Below are 22,188 nucleotides of genomic sequence, written 5' to 3'. Positions count from 1 at the left end.
CCGGCGGAAGTCGTGGCCGCCACGGTTCCCCGTGTCGACGTTGCCGCAACGGTACAACCGCTTCAGAAGTTGTTCAAGACCCAGTTTCTGGCTCGATCTGGTGAAGCGGTGCATGACGCGATTTGGACGCCAGTGCAGGACGAGCGTCCGCACGACCAGCACCCGCGCGGCCGAGGCGGTCCGGATCGCGCCAGACGACTGGCACAATCGCGTCATGGCCTCTGCACCGCACGGGGACGCCGACGCCGCCGACGCGGCGCACGGCGCCGACGCGCCCGCGGGGCAGCCCGGTGCCGACGCCTCACGGGGAGACGTGCCCGACGTCCCGGACGGCCCCGCGCTCACCGTCGCTGCCGTCGCGCGGCGTCTCGGCGTCGCCCCGGCGACCCTGCGGACCTGGGACCGCCGCTACGGGCTCGGCCCCTCCGAGCACTCCGCCGGCGCGCACCGCCGGTACTCCGGCCAGGATCTCGAGCGCCTGCTGGTGATGCGCCGGCTCACCATCGACGGTGTCGCACCCGCCGAGGCCGCCCGCCTCGCGCTGTCGTCCGACACCCACGAGGTCGCGGCGCCCGCGCCGACCCCCGGGAGCGACGACCTGACCGGCCGCCTGCCGGTGACGCCACCCGCCGCGCCGCCCGGTGCCGGCGCCCTCGCCGGGGGAGCGGGCGGCGTGGCCGCGCTCGTCGACGCGGCGCTCACCGGGCGGGCTGACCGGTGCGCGTCGCTCCTCGACCCCGCGGGTCCCGACCTCACGCGGTGGTGGGCCGAGCGCGTCCAGCCCGCGTTCGCGGCGCTCGCGCGCCGCACGGTCGTCGAGCGCCCGGGGGTGGACGCCCGCGAGACCCTCCTCGGCGCGGTCCTCGCGGCGCTGCGCGCGCGGACCGCGACGCCGCCGGCGGCGGGCGCGCCCGTCGTCCTCCTGCTGCCCGTGCCCGGCGAGTCCCGGCCCGTCGCCGCGCACGTCCTGGCGGGTGCGCTCGTCGACGGCGGCGTCGACGCCCGGCTCGTCGCCGGCCCGGTGTCCCCGCGCCACGCGGGCGAGCTGGCCCTCATGACGCGCGCGCGTGCGGTCGTGACGCTGTCGCAGTCCGCGGCGCCCGACCTGTCGGTCGTCGCGAGCCTCGCGCAGGAGCGACCGGACCTGCCGCAGTTCGTCATGGTCGCGCAGACGGCCGAGACGCACGTCCCGCTCGACCGGTCCGTGCACCGCGCGCGGACGCTCCCCGGGCTGCTCCACGAGGCGCTCGCGGCCGTCGCGCAGTCTGCACGCCTGTGACCCGGTGTCATCCGATCACGACGCGGTGACCCGTTCGCGTGACGTCATTTCCGGTGTCAGCCCGCAACCGTGAGGAAACGGCGCGTTCGATTCTCGACCGAAGGTCCCGGGGGCTAACGTGACGCACCGGTAACGCCGATGCAGGCATAGACCCGTGCACGCATGTGGTGTCGGGATCGGCGCGAGGAGGAACCCCATGGCTGGAGTCGTGGTCTGCCACGGCTCGGCGACCGTCCGCGAACGGCTCGTCGTGACATCGATCGGCGTGCCGTCGCTGGCGCCCGTCCGGGCCGCCGCGACGGCGGACGAGCTGCTGGCGCTCGCGCGCCGCATCGCTCCCACCGTCGTGCTGCTCGACGCGCACCTGCCCGGGGCCGGTCCCGCCGAGGCGATCCGTCGCCTCCGTGCCGTCGCCCCGTCGGCGGCCGTCGTGCTGCTCGCCGGACCCGACGACGGCGAGGCGCTCGACCGCGCCCTCGCGCTCGGGGCACGCGGCTTCCTGGCCCCGGACGTCGGCCGTGCCGAGCTCGCCGCGGTCGCCGCGCACGTCCAGGCCAGCCCGGTCTCGTCGGGGCCGGCCGCCCCGGCCCTGCCGCACCCCGCCTCGCCGCTGCAGGAGACGCACGCGGCGCGCGCGGACGCGGGCGTCGCCCCGCGCCAGGTCGACACGGGCCCCGTGCTGACCAAGCGCGAGATCGAGGTGCTGGTCGGCATGAGCCACGGTCGCTCGAACGCGCAGATCGGCCAGGAGCTGTTCCTCTCGGAGGACACGGTCAAGACGCACGCGCGCCGGCTGTTCCGCAAGCTCGGTGCGTCGGACCGCGCGCAGGCCGTCGCGATCGGTCTGCGGCGGGGGATCATCGACTGAGCGGGGCGTCCGGACCGCGTCGCCCAGAACGTATCCTGGGGCGATGACGGCGCCCGACTCCTCCACGTCTCCTGCGGACCCGTTCGCCCGGGTCGGACTCACCTACGACGACGTCCTGCTGCTGCCCGGCGAGACGGACGTCATCCCCTCCGAGGTCGACACGAGCTCGCGCCTGACGCGCGAGATCTCGGTGCGCGTCCCGCTCGTGTCCGCCGCGATGGACACGGTCACCGAGTCGCGCATGGCGGTCGCCATGGCGCGGCAGGGCGGTGTCGGCGTGCTGCACCGCAACCTGTCGATCGCCGACCAGGCGCACCAGGTCGACGTCGTCAAGCGGTCCGAGTCCGGCATGGTGTCCGACCCCGTGACGGTCGGCCCCGACGCGACCCTCGCCGAGCTCGACGCGCTGTGCGGGACCTACCGCGTCTCGGGGCTGCCGGTCGTCGACGACGACGGGCGTCTCGTCGGGATCATCACGAACCGGGACCTGCGCTTCGTGCCGCCGTCCGAGTTCGCGACGCGCCGCGTGCGTGACGAGATGACGTCGCAGCCGCTGGTCACCGCGCCCGTGGGCATCGCCCGCGCGGACGCCGCCGCGCTGCTGGCCAAGCACAAGGTGGAGAAGCTGCCGCTCGTCGACGAGCAGGGCAAGCTCGCGGGCCTCATCACCGTCAAGGACTTCGTGAAGTCCGAGCAGTACCCCGACGCCACCAAGGACGCCGACGGTCGCCTGGTCGTCGGCGCCGCGATCGGGTTCTTCGGCGACGCGTGGGAGCGCGCGACCGCGCTCGTCGAGGCGGCCGTCGACGTGCTCGTCGTCGACACCGCCAACGGCCACGCCCGCCTGATGCTCGACATGGTGCGCCGGCTGAAGTCCGACCCGGCGACCCGTCACGTGCAGGTCATCGGCGGCAACGTCGCCACGCGTGCGGGCGCCCAGGCGCTCGTCGAGGCGGGCGTCGACGCCGTGAAGGTCGGCGTCGGCCCGGGGTCCATCTGCACCACGCGCGTCGTCGCGGGCGTCGGCGTGCCCCAGGTCACGGCGATCCACGACGCGGCGCAGGTCTGCCGGCCCGCCGGCGTGCCGGTCATCGGCGACGGCGGCCTGCAGTACTCCGGCGACATCGCCAAGGCGCTCGTCGCGGGTGCCGACACCGTCATGCTCGGCTCGCTGCTCGCCGGCTGCGACGAGTCGCCCGGCGACCTCGTCTTCGTCAACGGCAAGCAGTTCAAGCACTACCGCGGCATGGGCTCCCTCGGCGCGATGGCCTCGCGGGGGCGGGTGTCGTACTCCAAGGACCGCTACTTCCAGGCCGACGTCACGACGGACGAGAAGATCGTGCCCGAGGGCATCGAGGGCCAGGTGCCGTACCGCGGCCCGTTGTCGGCCGTGGCGCACCAGCTCGTCGGCGGGCTGCACCAGTCGATGTTCTACGTCGGCGCGCACACCATCCCGCAGCTGCAGGAGCGCGGCCGGTTCATCCGGATCACGCCGGCGGGGCTCAAGGAGTCCCACCCGCACGACATCCAGATGACGGTCGAGGCGCCGAACTACTCGGGTCGCTGACGCGCCGACCGGTCGTCGCCGCGGCGCGCGCCGGGGCACCCGGCGCGCGCCGGTAGGCTCGTCCGGTGACCAGCGACATCGAGATCGGGCGGGGCAAGCGGGGACGCCGGGCGTTCTCCTTCGACGACATCGCGGTGGTGCCCTCACGGCGCACGCGTGACCCCGAGGAGGTGTCGGTCGGCTGGCAGATCGACGCCTACCACTTCGACCTCCCGGTGCTCGCCGCCCCCATGGACTCCGTGATGAGCCCGGCGACGGCCGTCGCGCTCGGGCGGGCGGGCGGCCTCGGGGTCCTCGACCTCGAGGGGCTGTGGACCCGCTACGAGGACCCGACGGGCCTGCTCGAGGAGATCGCGGCCCTCGACGCCGAGCGTGCGACGGCCCGCATGCAGGAGATCTACTCCGCGCCGATCCAGCCGGAGCTGATCCGTGCCCGGCTGCAGGAGATCCGTGACGCCGGCGTCGTCGTCGCCGGCGCCCTGAGCCCCCAGCGCACGCAGGAGCACTGGCGCACGGTCGTCGACGCGGGCGTCGACCTGTTCCTCATCCGCGGCACCACGGTCTCCGCCGAGCACGTCTCGGGCCGGGCCGAGCCGCTGAACCTCAAGCGGTTCATCTACGAGCTCGACGTGCCCGTCATCGTCGGCGGCGCCTCGACCTACACCGCGGCCCTGCACCTCATGCGTACGGGCGCCGCGGGCGTCCTCGTCGGGTTCGGCGGCGGTGCCGCGCACACCACCCGCGTCTCGCTGGGCATCCACGCACCCATGGCCACGGCCGTGGCCGACGTCGCCGCGGCCCGCCGTGACTACCTCGACGAGTCCGGCGGCCGGTACGTGCACGTCATCGCCGACGGCGGCGTGGGGCGCTCCGGTGACCTGGTCAAGGCGATCGCGTGCGGCGCGGACGCCGTGATGCTGGGTGCCGCGCTGGCGCGTGCGACCGACGCCCCCGGGCGCGGGTTCCACTGGGGCCCCGAGGCGCACCACCCCCAGCTGCCGCGCGGCGAGCGCGTCGAGGTCGGCACCGTGGGCACGCTCGACCAGATCCTCTTCGGTCCCGGCCACACCGCCGACGGCACGCTCAACCTCGTCGGTGCGCTGCGCCGTGCCATGGCGACGACCGGCTACTCCGACCTCAAGGAGTTCCAGCGCATCGAGGTCGTCGTCTCGCCGTACCAGCCGCACTGAGGCGCCGGACGCCCCGGGCCGCCGGGCCGCGGGGCTCAGGCGACCGGCTGCGCCACCGGCAGGTCCGCCGGCGGCACGGCGGCGTGCTCGGTGTCCGCGGCGGGCTGCGCCGGCGGGGCGGTACGGTGGCGGCCGATCGGCAGCACCAGCGGCGTGCCGCTGACCGGGTCGGGCACGACGCGCGCGGCCATGCCGAACACGTCGCGCACCATCTGCTCGGTCACGACCTCGCCCGGTGCGCCCTGTGCGTAGAGGCGACCGTCGGTCAGGGCCACGAGGTGGTCGGCGTAGCGCGCGGCGAGGTTGAGGTCGTGCAGGACCATGACGATCGTCGTGCCGCGATCACGGTTGAGGTCGCAGAGCAGGTCGAGGACGTCGACCTGGTGGGCCACGTCGAGGAAGGTCGTCGGCTCGTCGAGCAGCAGCACGTCGGTCTGCTGCGCGAGCGCCATCGCGATCCACACGCGCTGGCGCTGCCCGCCGGACAGCTCGTCGACGGGCCAGTCGGCCAGGTCCAGGATGTCGGTCGCCACCAGCGCCTGCTCGACCACCGCGTCGTCCTGCGCCGTCCAGCGGCGGAACCAGCCCTGGTGCGGGTAGCGGCCCCGACCGACGAGGTCGGCGACCGCGATGCCCTCGGGGCACACGGGGGACTGGGGGAGCAGCCCCAGCACGGTGGCGACCTCCTTCGACGGCATCGCGTCGATCGGGGTGCCGTCGAGCAGGACACGCCCGTTGCGGGGCCGCAGCAGCCGGGCCATGGCGCGCAGCAGCGTGGACTTGCCGCAGCCGTTGGCGCCGACGATCGCCGTGACCTTGCCGGGCGCGACCTCGAGCGTCATGTCGTGCACGACGACGCGCTCGTCGTACCCGACGGTGACGCCCTCGACCGCGAGCGTGTGGGGCCGGTCCGTCACAGCGAGCCTCCGGAGCGGTTGGTCCTGGCGAGCAGCCAGAGCAGGTAAGGGGCGCCGAGGACGCCGGTGACGACGCCCACGGGGAACCGGTGGACCAGCAGGTGCTGCCCCACGAGGTCGGCGGTCAGCACGAGCAGGGCGCCCACGAGCCCGGCCGGGACGACGAGCGACCCGGTGCCGCGCAGCAGGCGGTGCGCGATGGGGCCCGACAGGAACGCGACGAACGCGATCGGTCCGGCGGCCGAGGTCGCGACGGCGATGACGGCGACCGCGACGAGCAGCAGGGCGAGGCGTGACCGGTCGGGGCGCACGCCCAGGCCCGCCGCGACGTCGTCGCCGAGCTGGAGCACGGGCAGGCGGCGCGCCAGCACCAGGAGCGTCGGCACCAGGACGCCCAGTGCGGCGGCGAGCGGTCCGACGCCCGGCCAGAACGCGGAGTTCAGCGACCCGGTGAGCCAGCGCAGCGCCTCGTTCGCGTCGTACACGCCGGCGCGGGTGAGCGCGTAGCCGATGACGGAGTCGAGCATGGCGCCCACGGCGATGCCGATGAGCACGAGGCGGGCGCCCTGCACGCCGTCACGCCACGACAGCGCGTAGATCACCGCCGCGACGGCGAGCCCGGCGGTGATCGCGACGAGCGACAGCGCCGCGCCCGACAGGCCGAACGCGGTGATCGCGACGACCGCGGCGGCGCTCGACCCGGCGCTCACGCCGATGATGTCGGGGCTGGCCAGGGGGTTGCGCAGCATCGTCTGGAACACGACGCCGCCGGTGCCGAACGCCACGCCGACGAGCAGACCCGTCAGCACGCGGGGGGCGCGCAGCACGCCCACGTTGAAGGACGCGCCCACCACCTGCTCGCCCAGGAGCACGCGCAGCACCTCGGACGGTGCGTACGAGCGCTCGCCGACGCACAGCGCGACCACGGCGACCGCGACCACGGCGAGCGCGAGCACGGCCAGCACGGTCCGGTACCGGCGGGCGCGGGCCCGCCGGCCGTGGGCGACGACGCCGGCGGCGGGCGCGGCGGGCAGCACGGCGGTCACAGCTCGCGCACCTTGTGCCGGCGGATGATCGCGATGAAGACGGGGGCGCCGAGCACGGCGGTGACGATGCCGACCTCGACCTCCTGCGGGCGGGCGACGACGCGCCCGACGACGTCGGCGGCCAGCAGCAGCGCGGCACCGAGCGCGGCGGAGACGGGCAGCAGCCAGCGGTGCGAGGGGCCGGTGAAGGTGCGCGCGAGGTGCGGCACGACGAGCCCGACGAAGCCGATGGGCCCGGCTGCCGCGACCGCGGTGCCGCACAGCAGCACGGCCGCGAGCGCGCCGACCGCGCGCACCGCCGTCACGTGCTGCCCGAGCCCGACCGCGACGTCGTCGCCGAGTGCGAGGGCGTCCATGCCGCGCGCGCAGCCGACCGCCAGCACGGCGCCGACCACGAGGAAGGGCGCGACCTGCGCGAGCTCGGCGAACGACGCCCGCCCCAGCGAGCCGACCTGCCAGAAGCGGAACGTGTCGAGCACGTCGGTGCGCGACAGCAGCACCATGGACACGCCCGAGCCGAGCGCCGCGGTGGTGGCGGCCCCGGCGAGCGCGAGCTTGAGCGGGGTCGCGCCCTCGCGGCCCAGGGACCCGATGGCGTACACCAGCAGCGCCGCGATCGTCGCGCCCGCGAACGCGAACCACACGTACTGCGTGAGCGTCGACAGGCCGAGCAGCATGATGCCGAGCACGACCGCGAGCGACGCGCCCGAGCTGATGCCGAGCAGCGCGGGGTCGGCGAGCGGGTTGCGCGTCAGCCCCTGCAGGACCGCGCCGCCGAGCCCCAGGGCGGCACCGACCAGGAGTCCCAGCACGGTACGTGCGACGCGTGAGCGCACGGCCGCCTGGGCGATGTCGGAGGTGTCGGGGTGGAGCACGCCCGCCACCACGTCGTCCCAGCCGACGACCCGCGCGCCGAACGCGAGCGACGCCACCACGGCCAGGAGCACGCCGACGACGCACGCGGCCAGGCCGAGCGTGCGGCGGCGGCGCAGGGACGCCGGCCCCACCCGGGAGGGCGGGGCCGGCGTCCCTGCGGTGGCGGTGAGGGTCATCCGACCTTCGCCGCGGCGGCCTGGAACAGGTCGAGGTAGGCGTCGAGCGCCCACGGGACCGACAGGACGGTCGGGCCGGAGGTGGCCGAGGAGAGCGGCGTGCCGTCGGGGACGACCGCGACGGAGCCGCGGGCCACGGCCGGGATCTTGTTGAGCAGCGGGTCGGCCTGCAGGGCGGCGAGGGTGGAGTCGTCGCCGTACGTGACGAGGACGTCGACGTCCGCGAGGGTGTCGGCCTGCTCCGCGGCGAGGTCGACGTAGAACACGTCGGTGTCGCCCGCGAGCTCGACCACGGACGGCGCGACCGTCATGCCGAGGTCGTCGAGCAGCTGCACGCGCGCGTCGAGCGGCGTGTACACGCCGATGGTGCTCGGGTCGGCCGGGTCGATCCAGGTGTACGCGAACGTCGTGCCCTCGACCTCGGGACGCTCGGCCAGCGCGGCCTCGATCTGCGCGAGGACGTCGTCGACGAGCTCCTGCGCCTGGGCCTTGCGCCCGAGCGCCTCGCCGTTGACCAGTGCCATGTCCTTCCAGTTCGTCCCCCAGGCGAACTCCGGCCACGACACGGTGGGCGCGATCTGCTGGAGCGTCGTCCAGTCCTCCTCCGTCAGGCCGGAGTACGCCGCGAGGATCACGTCGGGCTCGGTGTTGGCGATCGACTCGAACGCGACGCCGTCGGTCTCGTCGAACAGCACGGGCAGGTCGTCGCCCGTGGCGCCGAGCTCCTCGAGGGCCTCGAACGTCCACGGCAGCACGCCGTCGGAGTCGTCGTCGCCGTAGGTCGACGCCGCGAACCCGACGGGCACGACGCCCAGCGCGATCGGCACGTCGTGGTTGCCCCAGTTGACGGTCGCGACCGCGGTCGGCTCGGACTCGACGGTCGTCTCGCCGAAAGCGCTGGTCAGGGTCACGGGGAAGCCCGCGCCGCCGTCGGCGTCGGGCGTCGAGGTGGTCTCGCCCCCGTCGGCGTCGGCGTTGCCGGAGCAGGCGGCGAGCAGGAGGGCCGCAGCCGTCGCGGCGACCAGGGGTCGCAGGGCGCGGCGGGAGAGCGCAGTGCGCATGGTGTCCTTCGCAAGGGGGTCGCAGTCGTCGGTGCGTCCGCGCGGGCGCGCGTCGTCCCGACGGGCCCGCGGTGGGCGGGCGCGATAGGTGAGGCTTACCTTACGCCACGGGTGAACCGATGCGGGAGTGACGTGGGCGACATCTCCCCTCACCCTCGCGGGTCCGCCGGGTGCGGTGGACCTCCGCGTACCCTGACGCGATGGCGCACGAGCATGCCGACCTGCACGACCCCGAGACCGACCCGCTCGCGACGTACGTGCTCGAGCCCGACGACGTGCGCACGCTGCTCGCGCGCGTCGTCGCCGGCCCCGGCCATGCGACCGCGTCGTCGGCCGCCCCGTTCACGGGGGCGCCCGTGGCCGCCGTCCCGCTGACCACGCCGGGCGACCTGCCCGGCGCGGCCCGCCGGGCGCGCGCCGCGCAGCGGCTGTGGGCGGCACGCCCCCTGCGCGAACGCACGGCGGTGCTGCTGCGCGTGCACGACCTGCTGCTCGAGCGGCAGTCCGACGTGCTCGACCTGCTGCAGGTCGAGACGGGCAAGGCGCGCACGCACGCCTGGGAGGAGCTCGGTGACGTCGCCAACACCGCGCGGTACTACGCGCTGCGCGCGCGCCGGTTCCTGGCGCCGCGCACCGTGCGCGGCCTGACCGGGCCGTTCGCGTCGGCCCGCGTGCTGCGCCACCCGTACGGCGTCGTCGGGATCGTCACGCCCTGGAACTACCCGCTGTCGCTGGGTCTCGGGGACGCCCTGACGGCGCTCGTCGCCGGCAACGCGGTGCTGCTGCGGGCCGACCCGCAGACCGCGCTCACGCTCCTGTGGTGCGCGGAGCTGCTCGAGGACGCCGGACTTCCGGCGGACCTGCTGCAGGTGCTCGTCGGGGGCCCCGACGTCGGCATGGCCCTGCTCGAGCACGTCGACCACGCGGGCTTCACCGGCTCGACGCGCGCAGGTCGCGTGTTCGGCGCCCGCGCCGGCGAGCTCGGCGTACCGGTTACGCTCGAGCTCGGCGGCAAGAACGCGATGTACGTGGCGGAGGACGTCGACGTGGAGGCCACCGCTGCGGGAGCGGTGCGCGCGTGCTTCGGCTCGGCCGGGCAGCTCTGCGCGAGCATCGAGCGGATCTACGTCCACCAGGACGTGCACGACGACTTCGTCGCGGCCCTCGTCCGGCGCGCCGCGGCGCTGCGCCTCGGCGCCGGGCTCGACTACCGCGCGGACATGGGCTCGCTCGTCGGGCCCGCGCAGCTGGCGCGCGTCGTCGAGCACGTCGAGGACGCCGTCGGGCACGGCGCCACCGTGCTCACCGGTGGTGAGCAGCGGCCCGACCTCGGCCCGTACTTCTACGAGCCCACCGTGCTCGCCGACGTCCCGCCCGAGGCCCGCGCCCACCGCGAGGAGACGTTCGGGCCCGTCGTCGCGGTGTACCCGGTGGCGTCGGACGACGAGGCGGTCGCGGCGATGAACGACTCCGAGCTCGGCCTGCTCGCCGCGGTGTGGACCCGCTCGACCGCACGGGGCACCGCGCTCGCCGCGCGTGTGCGCGCCGGCATGGTGGCCGTCAACGACACGCACCACGTGCTGTGGGGGAGCGTCGGCGCGCCCGTCGGCGGCGTGGGGGCCTCGGGCCACGGCCGGAGGCACGGCCGCGAGGGCCTGTGGGAGACGACGTGGACGCAGTCCGTCGTCGCGCAGCGCGGCGTGCACACCGGCCGGGGCCTCGGGATGCGGCACGTGCACGACCTCGGGACCGAGGTCTGGCCGCGCGTCCTCACGCGCCTGCTCGAGGTCGAGCGCGCGCTGCGCCTCCCCTGACGGGGCCGGGTCGACGGCTCGCGCCCACGGGGTGGGGTGCGGACGGGGCCGGATCGACGGCTCGCGCCCACGGGGTGGGGTGCGGACGGGGCCGGATCGACGGCTCGCGCGGTAGGGGCGCCCCCGTGCGTGAGACGTCGATCCAGCCCCGGTGGGACGTCGATCCAGCCCCTGTGAGCAGTCGATCCAGCCCCGGAGCGGTCCCGTCAGCCGCCGACGGTCACGCGCGTCCGGCGCCGACGACCTCGAGGGCCTGGCGGGCGATGGCGAGCTCCTCGTTGGTGGGCACCACCAGGACGGTGACGCGCGCGCCGTCGGGCGAGATGACGGTCGGCTCGGACTTGCGGCCGGCGTTGCGCCCCAGGTCGACCTCGATGCCCAGGGCCTCGAGACCGGCGAGCGCACCCGCGCGCACGATGTCGTCGTTCTCGCCGACGCCCGCCGTGAACGCGATGACGTCGAGGCGCCCGAGCACCGCGTAGTACGCCCCGATGTACTTGCGCAGCCGGTGCAGGTACACGTCGAGCGCGAGGCGGGCCGCGGCGTCGCCCTGCTCGACGAGGTCGTGCAGCTCGCGGAAGTCGTTGACCCCCGACAGGCCCTTGATGCCCGAGCGCCGGTTCAGCAGGTCGTCGAGGTCGTCGACGCTGAAGCCCGCGTTGCGGTACAGGTGGAACAGCACGGCCGGGTCGAGGTCGCCCGAGCGCGTGCCCATCACGAGGCCCTCGAGCGGGGTCATGCCCATCGACGTCTCGACGGCCCTGCCTCCGCGGACCGCGGACGCGGACGCGCCGTTTCCCAGGTGCAGGACGATCGTGTTGAGCTCCTCGACGGGCCGACCGAGGAGCCGGGCGACCTTGTGCGACACGTACTGGTGCGACGTGCCGTGCGCGCCGTACCGGCGCACCTGGTGGGTCGTGGCGACCTCCGTGTCCACGGCGTACGTCGCCGCGGCGGCGGGCAGGTCGCGGAAGAAGGCCGTGTCGAACACCGCGACGTGGGGGACGTCGGGCAGCAGCTCGCGCGCCACCCGGATGCCCGTGAGGTTCGGCGGGTTGTGCAGCGGCGCGAGCGGCGACAGCTCGTCGATGTCCCGCACCACGTCCTCGTCGACCAGCGCCGGCCCGCTGTAGCGCGCGCCGCCCTGCACCACCCGGTGCCCGACGGCGGCGACGTGCGCCTGCCCGAGGTCCGGCCCGATCTCGTCGAAGAGGCCCAGCACGACCCGCAGGCCCTCGGCGTGGTCCGTCACCGGCAGCTCACGTCGCGTCGTCTCGCCGTGCGCGACGTGCTTCACCGCGCCGACGGGCTCACCGATCCGCTCGACCAGGCCGGACGCGAGGACCTCGTGCGTGTCGGGGATGACGAGCTGGTACTTGATCGACGACGACCCGGAGTTGATGACCAGCACGCTGGTGTGCGCGGCGGCGGGGGTGGGGGTGCTCATCGGTGCTCATGCCTCCGGGGTCGGGACGGCGCCGGCGTCGAGCGCCTGCGCCTGGATCGCGGTGATCGCGACGGTGTTGACGATGTCCTGCACGAGGGCGCCGCGCGACAGGTCGTTGACCGGCTTGCGCAGCCCCTGCAGCACCGGGCCGATCGCGACGGCGCCGGCCGAGCGCTGCACGGCCTTGTAGGTGTTGTTGCCCGTGTTGAGGTCCGGGAAGACGAACACCGTGGCGCGCCCTGCGACGGCGGAGTCGGGCATCTTCGTCTGGGCGACGGACGCGTCGACGGCGGCGTCGTACTGGATCGGACCCTCGACCGACAGGTCGGGCCGGCGTTCGCGGACCAGGCGGGTGGCCTCGCGGACCTTCTCGACGTCGGCTCCCGAGCCGGACTCGCCCGTCGAGTAGGACAGCATCGCGATGCGCGGCTCGATCCCGAACTGCACCGCCGTCTCCGCGGACGAGATCGCGATGTCCGCGAGCTGCTCGGCCGTCGGGTCGGGGATCACGGCGCAGTCGGCGTAGACCAGGACGCGGTCCTCGAGGCACATGAGGAAGCAGCTCGACACCGACCCCACGCCCGGCGTGGTCTTGATGATCTCGAACGCCGGCTTGATCGTGTGCGCGGTGGTGTGGGCCGCGCCGGACACCATGCCGTCCGCCAGGCCGAGCTGCACCATGAGCGTGCCGAAGTACGACACGGACGACACGATCTCGCGCGCCCGCTCGACCGTCATGCCCTTGTGCTTGCGCAGCTCGGTGTACACCTCGGCGAACCGCTCGAGCGTCTCGCCGTTCTTGGGGTCGATGACCTGGGCGTCGTCGAGGTCGAGGCCGAGCTCGGTGGCGCGGGCACGGATCGCCGCCTCGTCCCCGAGGATCGTCAGGTCCGCGACCTGCCGCTGCAGCAGCGTCGAGGCGGCTCGCAGGATCCGGTCGTCGTTGCCCTCGGGCAGCACCACGTGCTTGCGGTCGGCGCGGGCGCGGTCGAGCAGCGCGTACTCGAACATCAGCGGCGTGACGACCTCGGGCCGTTCCACGTCGAGCGTGGCGAGCAGCTCGGCGCCGTCCACGTGCTGCTCGAACAGCGCGAGCGCGGTGTCGATCTTGCGCGCCGCGTCGTACGTGAGGCGCCCACGCGTCGACGCCGCGGCGCTCGCGGAGCGGAACGTGCCCATGGACGTCGTGATGAGCGGCAGCCGGGAGCCCAGACCGCCGACGAGACGCTCGATCGTCGGGGCGGGTGCGAGCCCGCCGTTGAGGATGAGGCCCGCGAGCGAGGGGAAGCCCTCGGCCTGGTGCGCCATCAGCAGGCCCAGCAGGACGTCCGACCGGTCGCCCGGGGTGATGACGACCGCGCCGTCCTGCAGGCGGTCGAGCAGGTGCTCGATCGACATCGCGCCGACCAGCACGTCGAGCACCTCGCGGCCGAGCAGTGCCTCGTCGCCGCCGGTCAGCGTGCCGCCGACCGCGTGCATGAGCTGGCGCAGCGTCGGGGCGTACAGCAGCGGGGAGTCCGGCAGCGCCCACACCGGCAGCTCGCTGCCGAGGGCGGCGCGCACGTCGTCCAGCGCGTCGGGCGCGCAGCGGTTCGCGACGACCGACACGACCTGCCCGTGGTTCGCGGTGATCTCGTTGACGGCGACCTCGGCGGCGTGGTTGACGTCCTCCGGGGTACGGCGCGCACCGTTGACGACGAGCACGACGGGCGCGCCCAGGTTGGCCGCGATGCGCGCGTTGTACGCGAGCTCGGTGGGGCCGGCGACGTCCGTGTAGTCGGTGCCGACCACGACGACCGCGTCGCAGCGCCGTTCCACGTCGTGGAACCGCGACACGATCCGTGACAGCGCGGCCTCGGCGTCGTCGATCACCTCGTCGTACGTCGCGCCGACCGCGTCCTCGTACGCGATGTCGACGCCGTCGTGCTCGAGCAGCAGCTCGAGGACGTAGTCCCGCTCCTCGGTCGACCGTGCGACGGGGCGGAACACGCCCACGCGCTGCACGGTGCGTGTCAGCAGGTCGACGAGACCGAGCGCGACGACGGACTTGCCCGTGTCCCCCTCGGCCGACATGACGTAGATCGTCCTGGCCACTGTGCTGCTCTCTCCTCGACGGGCCCCGGTGGGGGCGTGGTTCGTGGCGGGCCGTGCCCGGGCCGGTGGGCCCGGGCACGACCGTCGGGCCGCGGTGCTACTCGTTGTCCCCGCCGGTGTCGGCGACCGCGGTGCGCGTCTGCGTGGGGCCGCCGTCCTCGGTCGCCGTGTCGCCGACGTCCGGCCAGACCCAGTCGCGCACCTCGGGGATGTCCTCCCCGTGCTCGCGCGTCCACTGCCGGGCGCGGATGCGGGCGTCGACCATGCGCTGGCGCAGGCCCGCCTGCGACGCCCGCGCCCAGTGCACGTGGTCGATGACGTCGATGACCAGGTGGTACCGGTCGAGGTCGTTGAGCATCACCATGTCGAAGGGCGTCGTGGTGGTGCCCTCCTCCTTGTACCCGCGCACGTGGATGTTCGCGTGCCCGTTGCGACGGTACGTCAGACGGTGGATCAGCCACGGGTAGCCGTGGTACGCGAACACGATCGGACGGTCGGCCGTGAAGATCGTGTCGAACTCCGCGTCCGTCAGCCCGTGCGGGTGCTCGCGCGCGTCCTGCAGCCGCATGAGGTCCACGACGTTGACGACGCGCACCTTGAGCTGCGGCAGCTCGCGCCGCAGGATGTCCGCCGCCGCCAGCACCTCGAGCGTCGGGACGTCGCCGGCGCACGCGAGGACGACGTCCGGCTCCTCGTCCTGAGCCTCCGACCCGGCCCACTCCCAGATGCCCAGGCCGCGCGTGCAGTGCGCGACGGCCTCGTCCATCGACAGGAAGTTGGGGGCGGGCTGCTTGCCGGACACGACGACGTTGACGTACTGCCGGCTGCGCAGGCAGTGGTCGTACGTGCTCAGCAGCGTGTTCGCGTCCGGCGGCAGGTAGACCCGCACGACCTCGGCCTTCTTGTTGACCACGTGGTCGATGAAGCCGGGGTCCTGGTGGCTGAAGCCGTTGTGGTCCTGACGCCACACGTGGCTCGACAGCAGGTAGTTCAGGCTCGCGACCGGCCGCCGCCACGGGATGTGGTTGGTGACCTTCAGCCACTTCGCGTGCTGGTTGAACATCGAGTCGACGATGTGGATGAACGCCTCGTAGGAGGTGAACAGGCCGTGCCGCCCCGTCAGCAGGTAGCCCTCCAGCCAGCCCTGGCACTGGTGCTCCGACAGCATCTCCATGACGCGCCCGGCACGCTCCAGGTGGTCGTCGACCTCCGGCCCCTCGAAGTCCGCGTTCCACTGCTTGGCGGTGACCTCGTAGACGGCCTGCAGGCGGTTCGACGCGGTCTCGTCGGGGCCGAAGATCCGGAAGTTGTCGGGGTTCCGGCGGATGACCTCGGTCAGGTACTCGCCCAGGACGCGCGGCGCCTCCGCGAACGTCGAGGCCGGCGTGGGCACGTCCTGCGCGAAGTCCCGGAAGTCCGGCAGCCGCAGGTCGCGCAGCAGGAGCCCGCCGTTGGCGTGCGGGTTGGCGCTCATCCGCAGGTCGCCGACCGGCGCCAGCGCGCGGATCTCGTCATCGACGCGACCGTCCGCGTCGAACAGCTCGTCGGGCCCGTACGACTGCAGCCAGTCCTCGAGCACCGCGAGGTGCTCCGGCGTGTCGCGCGCGCTCGCGAGCGGCACCTGGTGCGCGCGCCACGAGCCCGTCGTCTTCTTGCCGTCGATCTCCGCGGGTCCCGTCCAGCCCTTCGGCGTGCGGAACACGATCATCGGGTACATCGGCCGGGTGAGATCACCACCCGCCGCGCGCTCCTTGATGGCGGCGATCTCGTCGAGCACCTCGTCGAGCAGGACGGCGAAGCGCCGGTGGATCGACAGGTCGTCCTCGTCGTCGAAGCCCGCCTCGAAGACGTGGGGCGTGTGCCCGTACCCGACCATGAGGTCGCGCAGCTCGCCGTCGCTGATGCGGTCCAGGACCGTCGGGTTCGCGATCTTGTAGCCGTTCAGGTGCAGGATCGGCAGCACCATGCCGTCCTGGGCCGGGTTGACGAACTTGTTCGAGTGCCAGCTCGTCGCCAGCGGGCCCGTCTCCGCCTCGCCGTCGCCGACGACCGCCGCGACCAGCAGGTGCGGGTTGTCGAACGCCGCGCCGTACGCGTGGCTCAGCGCGTAGCCGAGCTCGCCGCCCTCGTGGATCGAGCCGGGGGTCTCCGGAGCGACGTGCGACGGGATGCCGCCGGGGAAGGAGAACTGCTTGAACAGCCGGCGCAGCCCCTCCTCGTCCTCCGTGATGTCCGAGTAGACCTCGGAGTACGTGCCGTCGAGGTAGGCGCTGGCGACCAGGCCGGGCCCGCCGTGTCCCGGGCCGGTGACGTAGATCGTCGACTGCTGCCGCTCCGCGACCGCGCGGTTGAGGTGCGCGTAGAGGAAGTTCAGGCCCGGCGTCGTGCCCCAGTGGCCCAGCAGGCGCGGCTTGACGTCGTCCCGGCTCAGCGGGCGGCGCAGCAGCGGGTTGTCGAGCAGGTAGATCTGGCCGACCGACAGGTAGTTGGCCGCGCGCCAGAACTTCTCGATGCGCTGCAGGGTCGCGTCGTCGACCTCGCCCGTGCCCCTGCGCCAGGCGGTCCGCGCCTCGGCGGCGGCGAACTGCCCGGGGGCGATCGGGCCGGCGCCCGTCCGCTGCGGGTCCGACGTGGTGGAAGTCATCAGTTTCCCTCCCGGGGAGAGCGCCGTTCGGCTGGGCGGTTCCCAGCCTTGCGTGAGGTCCTGGCGAGAGGTGGGACGTCCGGCCCACCTCGGCTGTGCTCCTGACCACAGCCATACAAGCGCACCTGGGCGATCCCCGCAGGGGCCACCGGGAGGAGCCTGGCACGCCGGGTACGGTGAGGTGTGGCCGACACCCCCACCTCCCTGTGGCGCGCCGCGCTCCGTCCGCGGATGCTCGGCCTGCTCGTGCTCCTCCTGGCCGCCGCGGCCGTCTGTGCGCGGCTGGGGGTGTGGCAGCTCGACCGTGCGGAGATCCGCGGGGCCGCGTCGGCCGCGCGCGAGGCCGAGCGGGTGGTGACGGCCCCGCCGGAGCCGCTGGCGGACCTGCTCGCGCCCGGTCAGACGTTCGCGGGGGACCTCGTCGCGCGCAAGGCCGTCGTCACCGGCACGTACGACGACGGGGCGACGCTCCTGGTCACCGGACGCGAGCACGACGGACGGACCGACGGCTACCTCGTCCTCACGCCGTTGCGTGTGGCGACGGCCGACGGGCCGGCTGTGCTCCCCGTGGTGCGCGGCTGGTCGCCGACCCCGGACGTCCCGGCGGCCCCCGCCGGTGACGTCGAGGTGGTCGGCTGGCTGCAGGTGGGGGAGGAGGCGGGTGCCCCCCTCGTCGACGGCCGCACGGACGCCATCAGCTCCGCCCAGCTCCTCGCCACCTGGGGCGGGCCGATCTGGACCGGGTACCTCGTGGTCCAGACGAGCGATCCCGCGGACCCCGCCGTGGCGACCGGGCTCGAGGGCCTCGACCCGCCGCGCCGGGCCGGCTCCGGGCTCAACGTGCAGAACCTCGCCTACGCCGCGCAGTGGTGGATCTTCGGGCTGTTCGCCGCCGGGCTGTGGTGGCGGCTGGTGCGCGACGAGGCCGCCGGGCGCCCGCCCCTGCCGGGGGAGGCGCCGCCGCCGGACGACGCGGACCGCGCCCGGCCCGCCGACGTGCCCTCGGCCGACGTGGACGAGCCCGCCGCGGTGCGCGAGCGCTGACCGCGTCCGTCCGGCGGCGCAGCGGGACGCCGGTCAGGTCGACTCGTGCTGCCAGGACCGCCACAGGGCGGCGTACTCGCCGCCCGCCGCGACGAGCTCGTCGTGCGGGCCGATCTCGGTGATCCGCCCGGCGTCGACGACGGCCACACGGTCGGCGTCGTGCGCGGTGTGCAGACGGTGCGCGATCGCGACGACCGTGCGCCCGGCGAGCACCGCGGAGAGCGACCGTTCGAGGTGCCGCGCGGCGCGTGGGTCCAGCAGGGAGGTCGCCTCGTCGAGCACCAGCGTGTGCGGGTCGAGCAGCACGAGGCGCGCGAGCGCGAGCTGCTGCGCCTGCGCCGGCGTCAGCGGCGCACCGCCCGAGCCGACCTCGGTCGCCAACCCGTCGGGCAGCCCCTGCACCCAGTCCCAGGCGTCGACCGCGCGCAGCGCGCGCTCCAGCTCGGCGTCGTCCGCGGCGACCTTCGCCAGCCGCAGGTTGTCCGCCACGGTCCCCACGAACACGTGATGCTCCTGCGTGACCAGGGCGACGTGCGTCCGCAGGTCGTCGAGCGGCAGGTCCACGAGGGGCACGCCGCCGACGGTCGCGCTGCCGCCCGTGGGCGGGTGGATGCCCGCCAGCATGCGACCGAGCGTCGACTTGCCGGCCCCGGACGGGCCGACGACCGCGAGCCGCTCGCCGGGTGCGAGGTCCAGGTCGATGCCGTGCAGCACGTCGTGACCCTCGCGGTACGCGTACCGCAGGCCGTGCGTCGCGACGCGCTCGTCGGTCGGGCGGGCGCCCGTCGCCTCGCGGTCCGGCGCGACGAGCCGTACGCCGACGATGCGCGCGAGCGCGGTGGCCGCCACCTGGATCTCGTCGACCCAGAAGATGAGCTCCCACACCGGCCCGGTGACCTGGTACCCGTAGAGCACGATCGTCGTCACCGCACCCAGCGTCACCTGCCCGGTGGACGCGAGGTACCCGCCCCACACCAGGACGGCCACGGGCGCGAGCACGAACGTCAGCTCCACCCCGGGGAAGAGCACCGTCCGCAGTCGCAGCGTCGCGCGCTCGGCGGCGAACGCCTCCCGCAGGTCGTCGTCCACGCGCCGCTCGCGGGCGGCGGCCATGCCGAGCGCGTCGACCGTCCGGGCGCCCTCCACCGTCTCGGTGATCGAGCCGTTCAGCTCGGCGTACGCCGCGGACTCCCGCACGTACGCGGGCGTCGCGCGGCGCAGGTACCACCGGACGACCAGGAGCATCGTCGGCACGCCGACGAAGAGCGCGACCGAGACGAGCGGGGAGATCACCAGGCACGCGGCGATCGTCAGCGTGATGGTGACGACCGCGACGATCACGCGCGGCACACCGAAGCGCACGGCGTGCTGGAGCTTGTTGACGTCGTTGGTCGTGCGCGCCACGAGGTCGCCCGTGCCGGCGCGCTCGACGACGGACAGGGGCAGCGACGTCACGGTCTCGAGGAAGTCCTCGCGCAGCTCGGCGAAGACCTTCTCGCCGAAGACCATCGACGCGCGCTGGGCGTAGCGCAGCAGCCCGGTCTGGGTGAGCACCGCGGCCGCGCCGACGGCGACGAGCGTGTTGACGTACCGGGCGTCCGTGCCGCGCGTGACGGCGTCGACGAGCCGGCCGAGCAGCCACGGACCGGCGAGCCCCGCGACGGCCGCGAGCGTGTGCAGGACGGCGATGCCGCCCAGCGGTCGCCGGTGGCGGCTCAGGAGGTCGGCCGCGTACGCGCGCACGGTGGCCGCGTCGGCGACGGGGAGCTTCACGCGCCACCTCCGGTGGGCAGGTCGACGGGCGTCAGGGTGTCGTGGTCGCCGAACGCGGGCTCCACGGCGAGGTCGTCGTCGAGCGACCTGCCCACGACCGCGCGGTAGGCCGCGGCGACGGCGGGCCCGGCGGCGCCGTCGAGGAGCTCGGCGTGGGTGCCGCGGGCGACGAGCACGCCGTCCTGCACGAGCTGCACCTCGTCGACGTGGTCGAGCACGAGCGGGCTGGCGGTCACCACCACCGTGCTGCGCCCGCGGCGAGCGTCCGCGAGCCGGGCCGCGATGCGTGCCTCGGTGTGGGCGTCGACCGCGCTCGTGGGCTCGACGAGCACGAGGACCTCGGCGTCGGTGAGCAGCGCCCGCGCCAGCGCGACGCGCTGACGCTGGCCGCCGGACAGCGAGCGGCCCTTCTCGGGGAGCTCGCCGTCCAGGCCGTCGGGGACCGAGTCGAGCACGTCCTGCGCGTCGGCCAGGCCGACGGCTGCGAGCAGGTCGTCCCGCGAGGCGCCGCCGCGCACGTCGAGCCCCGCGGCGAGGGTGCCGGAGAAGAGCTGCGGCATCGCCTCCGCGACGACGACCCGTCGGCGGACCTCGGCCAGCGGCAGGTCGCGCAGCGGCACACCGCCCAGGAGCACGGGCGTGGCCGCCTCGGCCGCGTCGTCGAACCGGCCCAGGCGGGTCGCGATGCGGGCGGACTCGTCCGGGTCGGCCGAGACGAGCGCGACGACGCGGCCCGGCTCGACCGTCACGCCGCTGGCCTCGTCGACCAGCGTCGCACCGGCCGGGGGAGCGGTCGCCGTCGCGGGCACGGCGCCCGCGGCCGGCACCACCCGGAGAACCGCGAGGACCTTGCGGGTCCCCACCACGGCGCGCGTGGCCGACTGCAGGAACTCGGTGGCGTTCTGCACGGGCCACCCGAGGAACGCGGCGTACCCGTAGGTGGTGACGAGCTGCCCGGGTGTGATCGTGCCCGCCATGGCCATGGTCGCGCCCATCCAGACGAGGGCGACCACGAACAGGCCGGGCAGCAGGACCTGCAGCGCGTCCAGCCAGGACTGCGTCACGGCCACGTGCTCGCCGCGCTCCCGCACCAGCTGGGACTGCCGCCGGTAGCGGCCCGTGAAGACGGACTCGCCGCCGATGCCGCGCAGGACGCGCAGCCCCGAGACCGTGTCGGAGCCCAGCGTGGTGAGCCGGCCGGAGGCCTCGCGCTGCGCGCTCTGGCGTCGCTGCAGCGGCCGGACGAGCAGCCCCAGCGCCGCGGCCACGGTCGGCAGGCCCAGCAGGACGACGAGCCCGAGCGGCACCGACACGCGCAGCATGAGCACGGCCACCGCGGCGTAGGCCGTCAGCGACCCGACGAAGCGCGCCGTGACGGCGAACAGGTCGCCGACGCGCAGCGCGTCGTTCGCGACGGCGGAGACCACCTCGCCCGTCGGCAGCTCCGCCGTGATCGCGTGCCCCGAGCGGGCCGACGTGCGCCCGACGAGCTGCGACGTCGTGAACGCCGCGCGCAGCCAGTTGGCGACGTCGAACCGGTGCCCGAGCGCGGACGCGGCGGCGCTCACCAGCGCGAGGCACAGCAGGGTGCCGGCCGCGCGCAGGAGGTCCGGTCCGAAGCCGTGCTGCAGCCCTCCGTCGATCGCGCGCCCGGTGAGGTACGGCAGGAACGCCTGGCACGCGAACTGCACGACGCTGCAGGTCACGGCCGCGGCCAGGATGCCCCACTGCCGTCGGGCGACCCACGCCAGGTAGGCGGCGGGACCACCGAGCGGCGGGGTGCCGGGGTCGGCGAGGGGCAGGGAGCGCATGTCGGGCAACGTTACGTGCCGGTACCGACAGGCCCGCAAACGCATTACGGCAGCCGCCGCGCGCTGCCCGACGACCGCCGCGCGCCGGGCCGACGAGTCGCGGGCGTGGGCCGTCGGGCCCACCGGGGGGCCCACGCCGCGCTCGGGCGAACCGACCCCTGGGCCCTACGTCGCAGAGGTCCGCGCGCCGAGGATGTCGATGTGCCTCACGACCGTCCGACCCGCGCGACGACACCGTGCCGTCGCGCCAGCACGCTGCCGGGGACGAGACCCCAGGTCGCGAAGCTGCCGCGGGGAGCCTCGAGGACGTCGACGACCCCGCGGCGCGGCCGCGTCATCCCGAACGGGCGCAGCACGCTCGTCGCGACGACCCGGCCCTCGCGATCCAGCAGGGCGACGTCGAGCGACCGCGTCATGCCGACGCCGTGCACGCCCGTCTCGCCCACGAACCACATGGCGGCGGGCAGGGGCCGCCGGGCGAGCATCCCGCGGGCGCGCCGCGCCCAGGTGTCGGCGACGAGCAGGTCCGCGACCTCGCGCCCGTCCACGATCAGCCGATCGCCCGGATTGCCCATGTGTCG

Annotated in this window: 16 protein-coding genes; 6 read left to right on the top strand and 10 right to left on the bottom strand. The window is 74.5% G+C overall.

Features of this window, described 5'->3' with window-relative positions:
* Positions 1–214: 214 nt before the first annotated feature.
* The 4 genes from CFLA_RS13065 (at position 215) to CFLA_RS13050 (ending at position 4,904) form a co-directional block, all read left to right on the top strand.
* Entirely contained in the window at positions 215–1,279 is a 1,065-nt protein-coding gene (locus CFLA_RS13065; protein ID WP_013117808.1) for a MerR family transcriptional regulator, read from the top strand.
* A 196-nt stretch (positions 1,280–1,475) separates the two neighbouring features.
* A complete protein-coding gene (locus CFLA_RS13060; RefSeq protein ID WP_013117807.1) occupies positions 1,476–2,147 on the top strand; it encodes a response regulator transcription factor in 672 nt (223 codons plus the stop codon).
* Between the two features lie 43 nt (positions 2,148–2,190).
* A complete protein-coding gene (gene guaB / locus CFLA_RS13055; RefSeq protein ID WP_013117806.1) occupies positions 2,191–3,714 on the top strand; it encodes an IMP dehydrogenase in 1,524 nt (507 codons plus the stop codon).
* Between the two features lie 65 nt (positions 3,715–3,779).
* Complete coding sequence (locus CFLA_RS13050; protein WP_013117805.1) at positions 3,780–4,904, top strand: GuaB3 family IMP dehydrogenase-related protein; 1,125 nt, start codon at positions 3,780–3,782, stop codon at positions 4,902–4,904.
* A gap of 35 nt (positions 4,905–4,939) precedes the next feature.
* On the opposite strand, the gene CFLA_RS13045 is transcribed toward CFLA_RS13050, so the two are convergent.
* Genes CFLA_RS13045 through CFLA_RS13030 form a run of 4 tightly spaced genes read right to left on the bottom strand, consistent with a single transcriptional unit; the run spans position 4,940 to position 8,980 of the window.
* Entirely contained in the window at positions 4,940–5,821 is an 882-nt protein-coding gene (locus CFLA_RS13045; protein ID WP_013117804.1) for an ABC transporter ATP-binding protein, read from the bottom strand.
* Positions 5,818–6,867, bottom strand: coding sequence for a FecCD family ABC transporter permease (locus CFLA_RS13040; protein ID WP_013117803.1), 1,050 nt, complete (start codon positions 6,865–6,867; stop codon positions 5,818–5,820). The genes CFLA_RS13045 and CFLA_RS13040 overlap by 4 nt, the downstream gene beginning before the upstream one ends.
* On the bottom strand, positions 6,864–7,919 hold the full coding sequence (locus CFLA_RS13035) for a FecCD family ABC transporter permease (RefSeq protein WP_013117802.1): 1,056 nt from the start codon (positions 7,917–7,919) through the stop codon (positions 6,864–6,866). Before CFLA_RS13035 ends, CFLA_RS13040 begins: the two co-directional genes overlap by 4 nt.
* Entirely contained in the window at positions 7,916–8,980 is a 1,065-nt protein-coding gene (locus tag CFLA_RS13030; RefSeq protein WP_013117801.1) for an iron-siderophore ABC transporter substrate-binding protein, read from the bottom strand. The genes CFLA_RS13035 and CFLA_RS13030 overlap by 4 nt, the downstream gene beginning before the upstream one ends.
* 200 nt (positions 8,981–9,180) lie before the next feature.
* On the opposite strand from CFLA_RS13030, the gene CFLA_RS13025 reads away from it, so the two are divergent.
* Positions 9,181–10,794 (top strand): succinic semialdehyde dehydrogenase, encoded by a 1,614-nt coding sequence (locus tag CFLA_RS13025; RefSeq protein ID WP_043599053.1) that lies wholly within the window; start codon positions 9,181–9,183, stop codon positions 10,792–10,794.
* A 220-nt stretch (positions 10,795–11,014) separates the two neighbouring features.
* On the opposite strand, the gene CFLA_RS13020 is transcribed toward CFLA_RS13025, so the two are convergent.
* The 3 genes from CFLA_RS13020 to CFLA_RS13010 all read right to left on the bottom strand — a co-directional run bounded on the left by CFLA_RS13020 (position 11,015) and on the right by CFLA_RS13010 (position 16,979).
* Complete coding sequence (locus CFLA_RS13020; RefSeq protein ID WP_013117799.1) at positions 11,015–12,241, bottom strand: acetate kinase; 1,227 nt, start codon at positions 12,239–12,241, stop codon at positions 11,015–11,017.
* Positions 12,242–12,247: 6 nt separating this feature from the next.
* The gene (gene pta / locus CFLA_RS13015; protein WP_013117798.1) at positions 12,248–14,335 is read right to left on the bottom strand and encodes a phosphate acetyltransferase; all 2,088 of its coding nucleotides are present in this window, start codon (positions 14,333–14,335) and stop codon (positions 12,248–12,250) included.
* A gap of 97 nt (positions 14,336–14,432) precedes the next feature.
* The gene (locus tag CFLA_RS13010; RefSeq protein WP_013117797.1) at positions 14,433–16,979 is read right to left on the bottom strand and encodes a phosphoketolase family protein; all 2,547 of its coding nucleotides are present in this window, start codon (positions 16,977–16,979) and stop codon (positions 14,433–14,435) included.
* A 183-nt stretch (positions 16,980–17,162) separates the two neighbouring features.
* On the opposite strand from CFLA_RS13010, the gene CFLA_RS13005 reads away from it, so the two are divergent.
* Complete coding sequence (locus tag CFLA_RS13005; protein ID WP_013117796.1) at positions 17,163–18,023, top strand: SURF1 family protein; 861 nt, start codon at positions 17,163–17,165, stop codon at positions 18,021–18,023.
* 33 nt (positions 18,024–18,056) lie between these two features.
* On the opposite strand, the gene CFLA_RS13000 is transcribed toward CFLA_RS13005, so the two are convergent.
* From CFLA_RS13000 to CFLA_RS12990, 3 genes are all read right to left on the bottom strand, one after another.
* Complete coding sequence (locus tag CFLA_RS13000; protein ID WP_013117795.1) at positions 18,057–19,796, bottom strand: ABC transporter ATP-binding protein; 1,740 nt, start codon at positions 19,794–19,796, stop codon at positions 18,057–18,059.
* Positions 19,793–21,607, bottom strand: a complete 1,815-nt coding sequence (locus CFLA_RS12995; protein ID WP_052302721.1) for an ABC transporter transmembrane domain-containing protein — start codon at positions 21,605–21,607, stop codon at positions 19,793–19,795. Before CFLA_RS12995 ends, CFLA_RS13000 begins: the two co-directional genes overlap by 4 nt.
* 206 nt (positions 21,608–21,813) lie before the next feature.
* Positions 21,814–22,182: a DUF192 domain-containing protein gene (locus CFLA_RS12990; protein WP_013117793.1), complete on the bottom strand. Its 369-nt coding sequence runs from the start codon at positions 22,180–22,182 to the stop codon at positions 21,814–21,816.
* Positions 22,183–22,188 lie beyond the last annotated feature (6 nt).

The organism is Cellulomonas flavigena DSM 20109 (assembly GCF_000092865.1).
Taxonomy (GTDB): Bacteria; Actinomycetota; Actinomycetes; order Actinomycetales; family Cellulomonadaceae; genus Cellulomonas; species Cellulomonas flavigena.
Note: the sequence above shows the minus strand (reverse complement) of the source record. Positions and strands in the feature narration are given on the sequence as shown.

Coding starts and splice junctions, on each gene's coding strand:
- CFLA_RS13025 (WP_043599053.1), top strand. CDS start 9,181: ATGGCGCACGAGCATGCCGACCTGCACGACCCCGAGACCGACCCGCTC.
- CFLA_RS13060 (WP_013117807.1), top strand. CDS start 1,476: ATGGCTGGAGTCGTGGTCTGCCACGGCTCGGCGACCGTCCGCGAACGG.
- CFLA_RS12995 (WP_052302721.1), bottom strand. CDS start 21,607: ATGCGCTCCCTGCCCCTCGCCGACCCCGGCACCCCGCCGCTCGGTGGT.
- CFLA_RS13035 (WP_013117802.1), bottom strand. CDS start 7,919: ATGACCCTCACCGCCACCGCAGGGACGCCGGCCCCGCCCTCCCGGGTG.
- guaB (WP_013117806.1), top strand. CDS start 2,191: ATGACGGCGCCCGACTCCTCCACGTCTCCTGCGGACCCGTTCGCCCGG.
- CFLA_RS13065 (WP_013117808.1), top strand. CDS start 215: ATGGCCTCTGCACCGCACGGGGACGCCGACGCCGCCGACGCGGCGCAC.
- CFLA_RS13030 (WP_013117801.1), bottom strand. CDS start 8,980: ATGCGCACTGCGCTCTCCCGCCGCGCCCTGCGACCCCTGGTCGCCGCG.
- CFLA_RS12990 (WP_013117793.1), bottom strand. CDS start 22,182: ATGGGCAATCCGGGCGATCGGCTGATCGTGGACGGGCGCGAGGTCGCG.
- CFLA_RS13020 (WP_013117799.1), bottom strand. CDS start 12,241: ATGAGCACCCCCACCCCCGCCGCCGCGCACACCAGCGTGCTGGTCATC.
- CFLA_RS13010 (WP_013117797.1), bottom strand. CDS start 16,979: ATGACTTCCACCACGTCGGACCCGCAGCGGACGGGCGCCGGCCCGATC.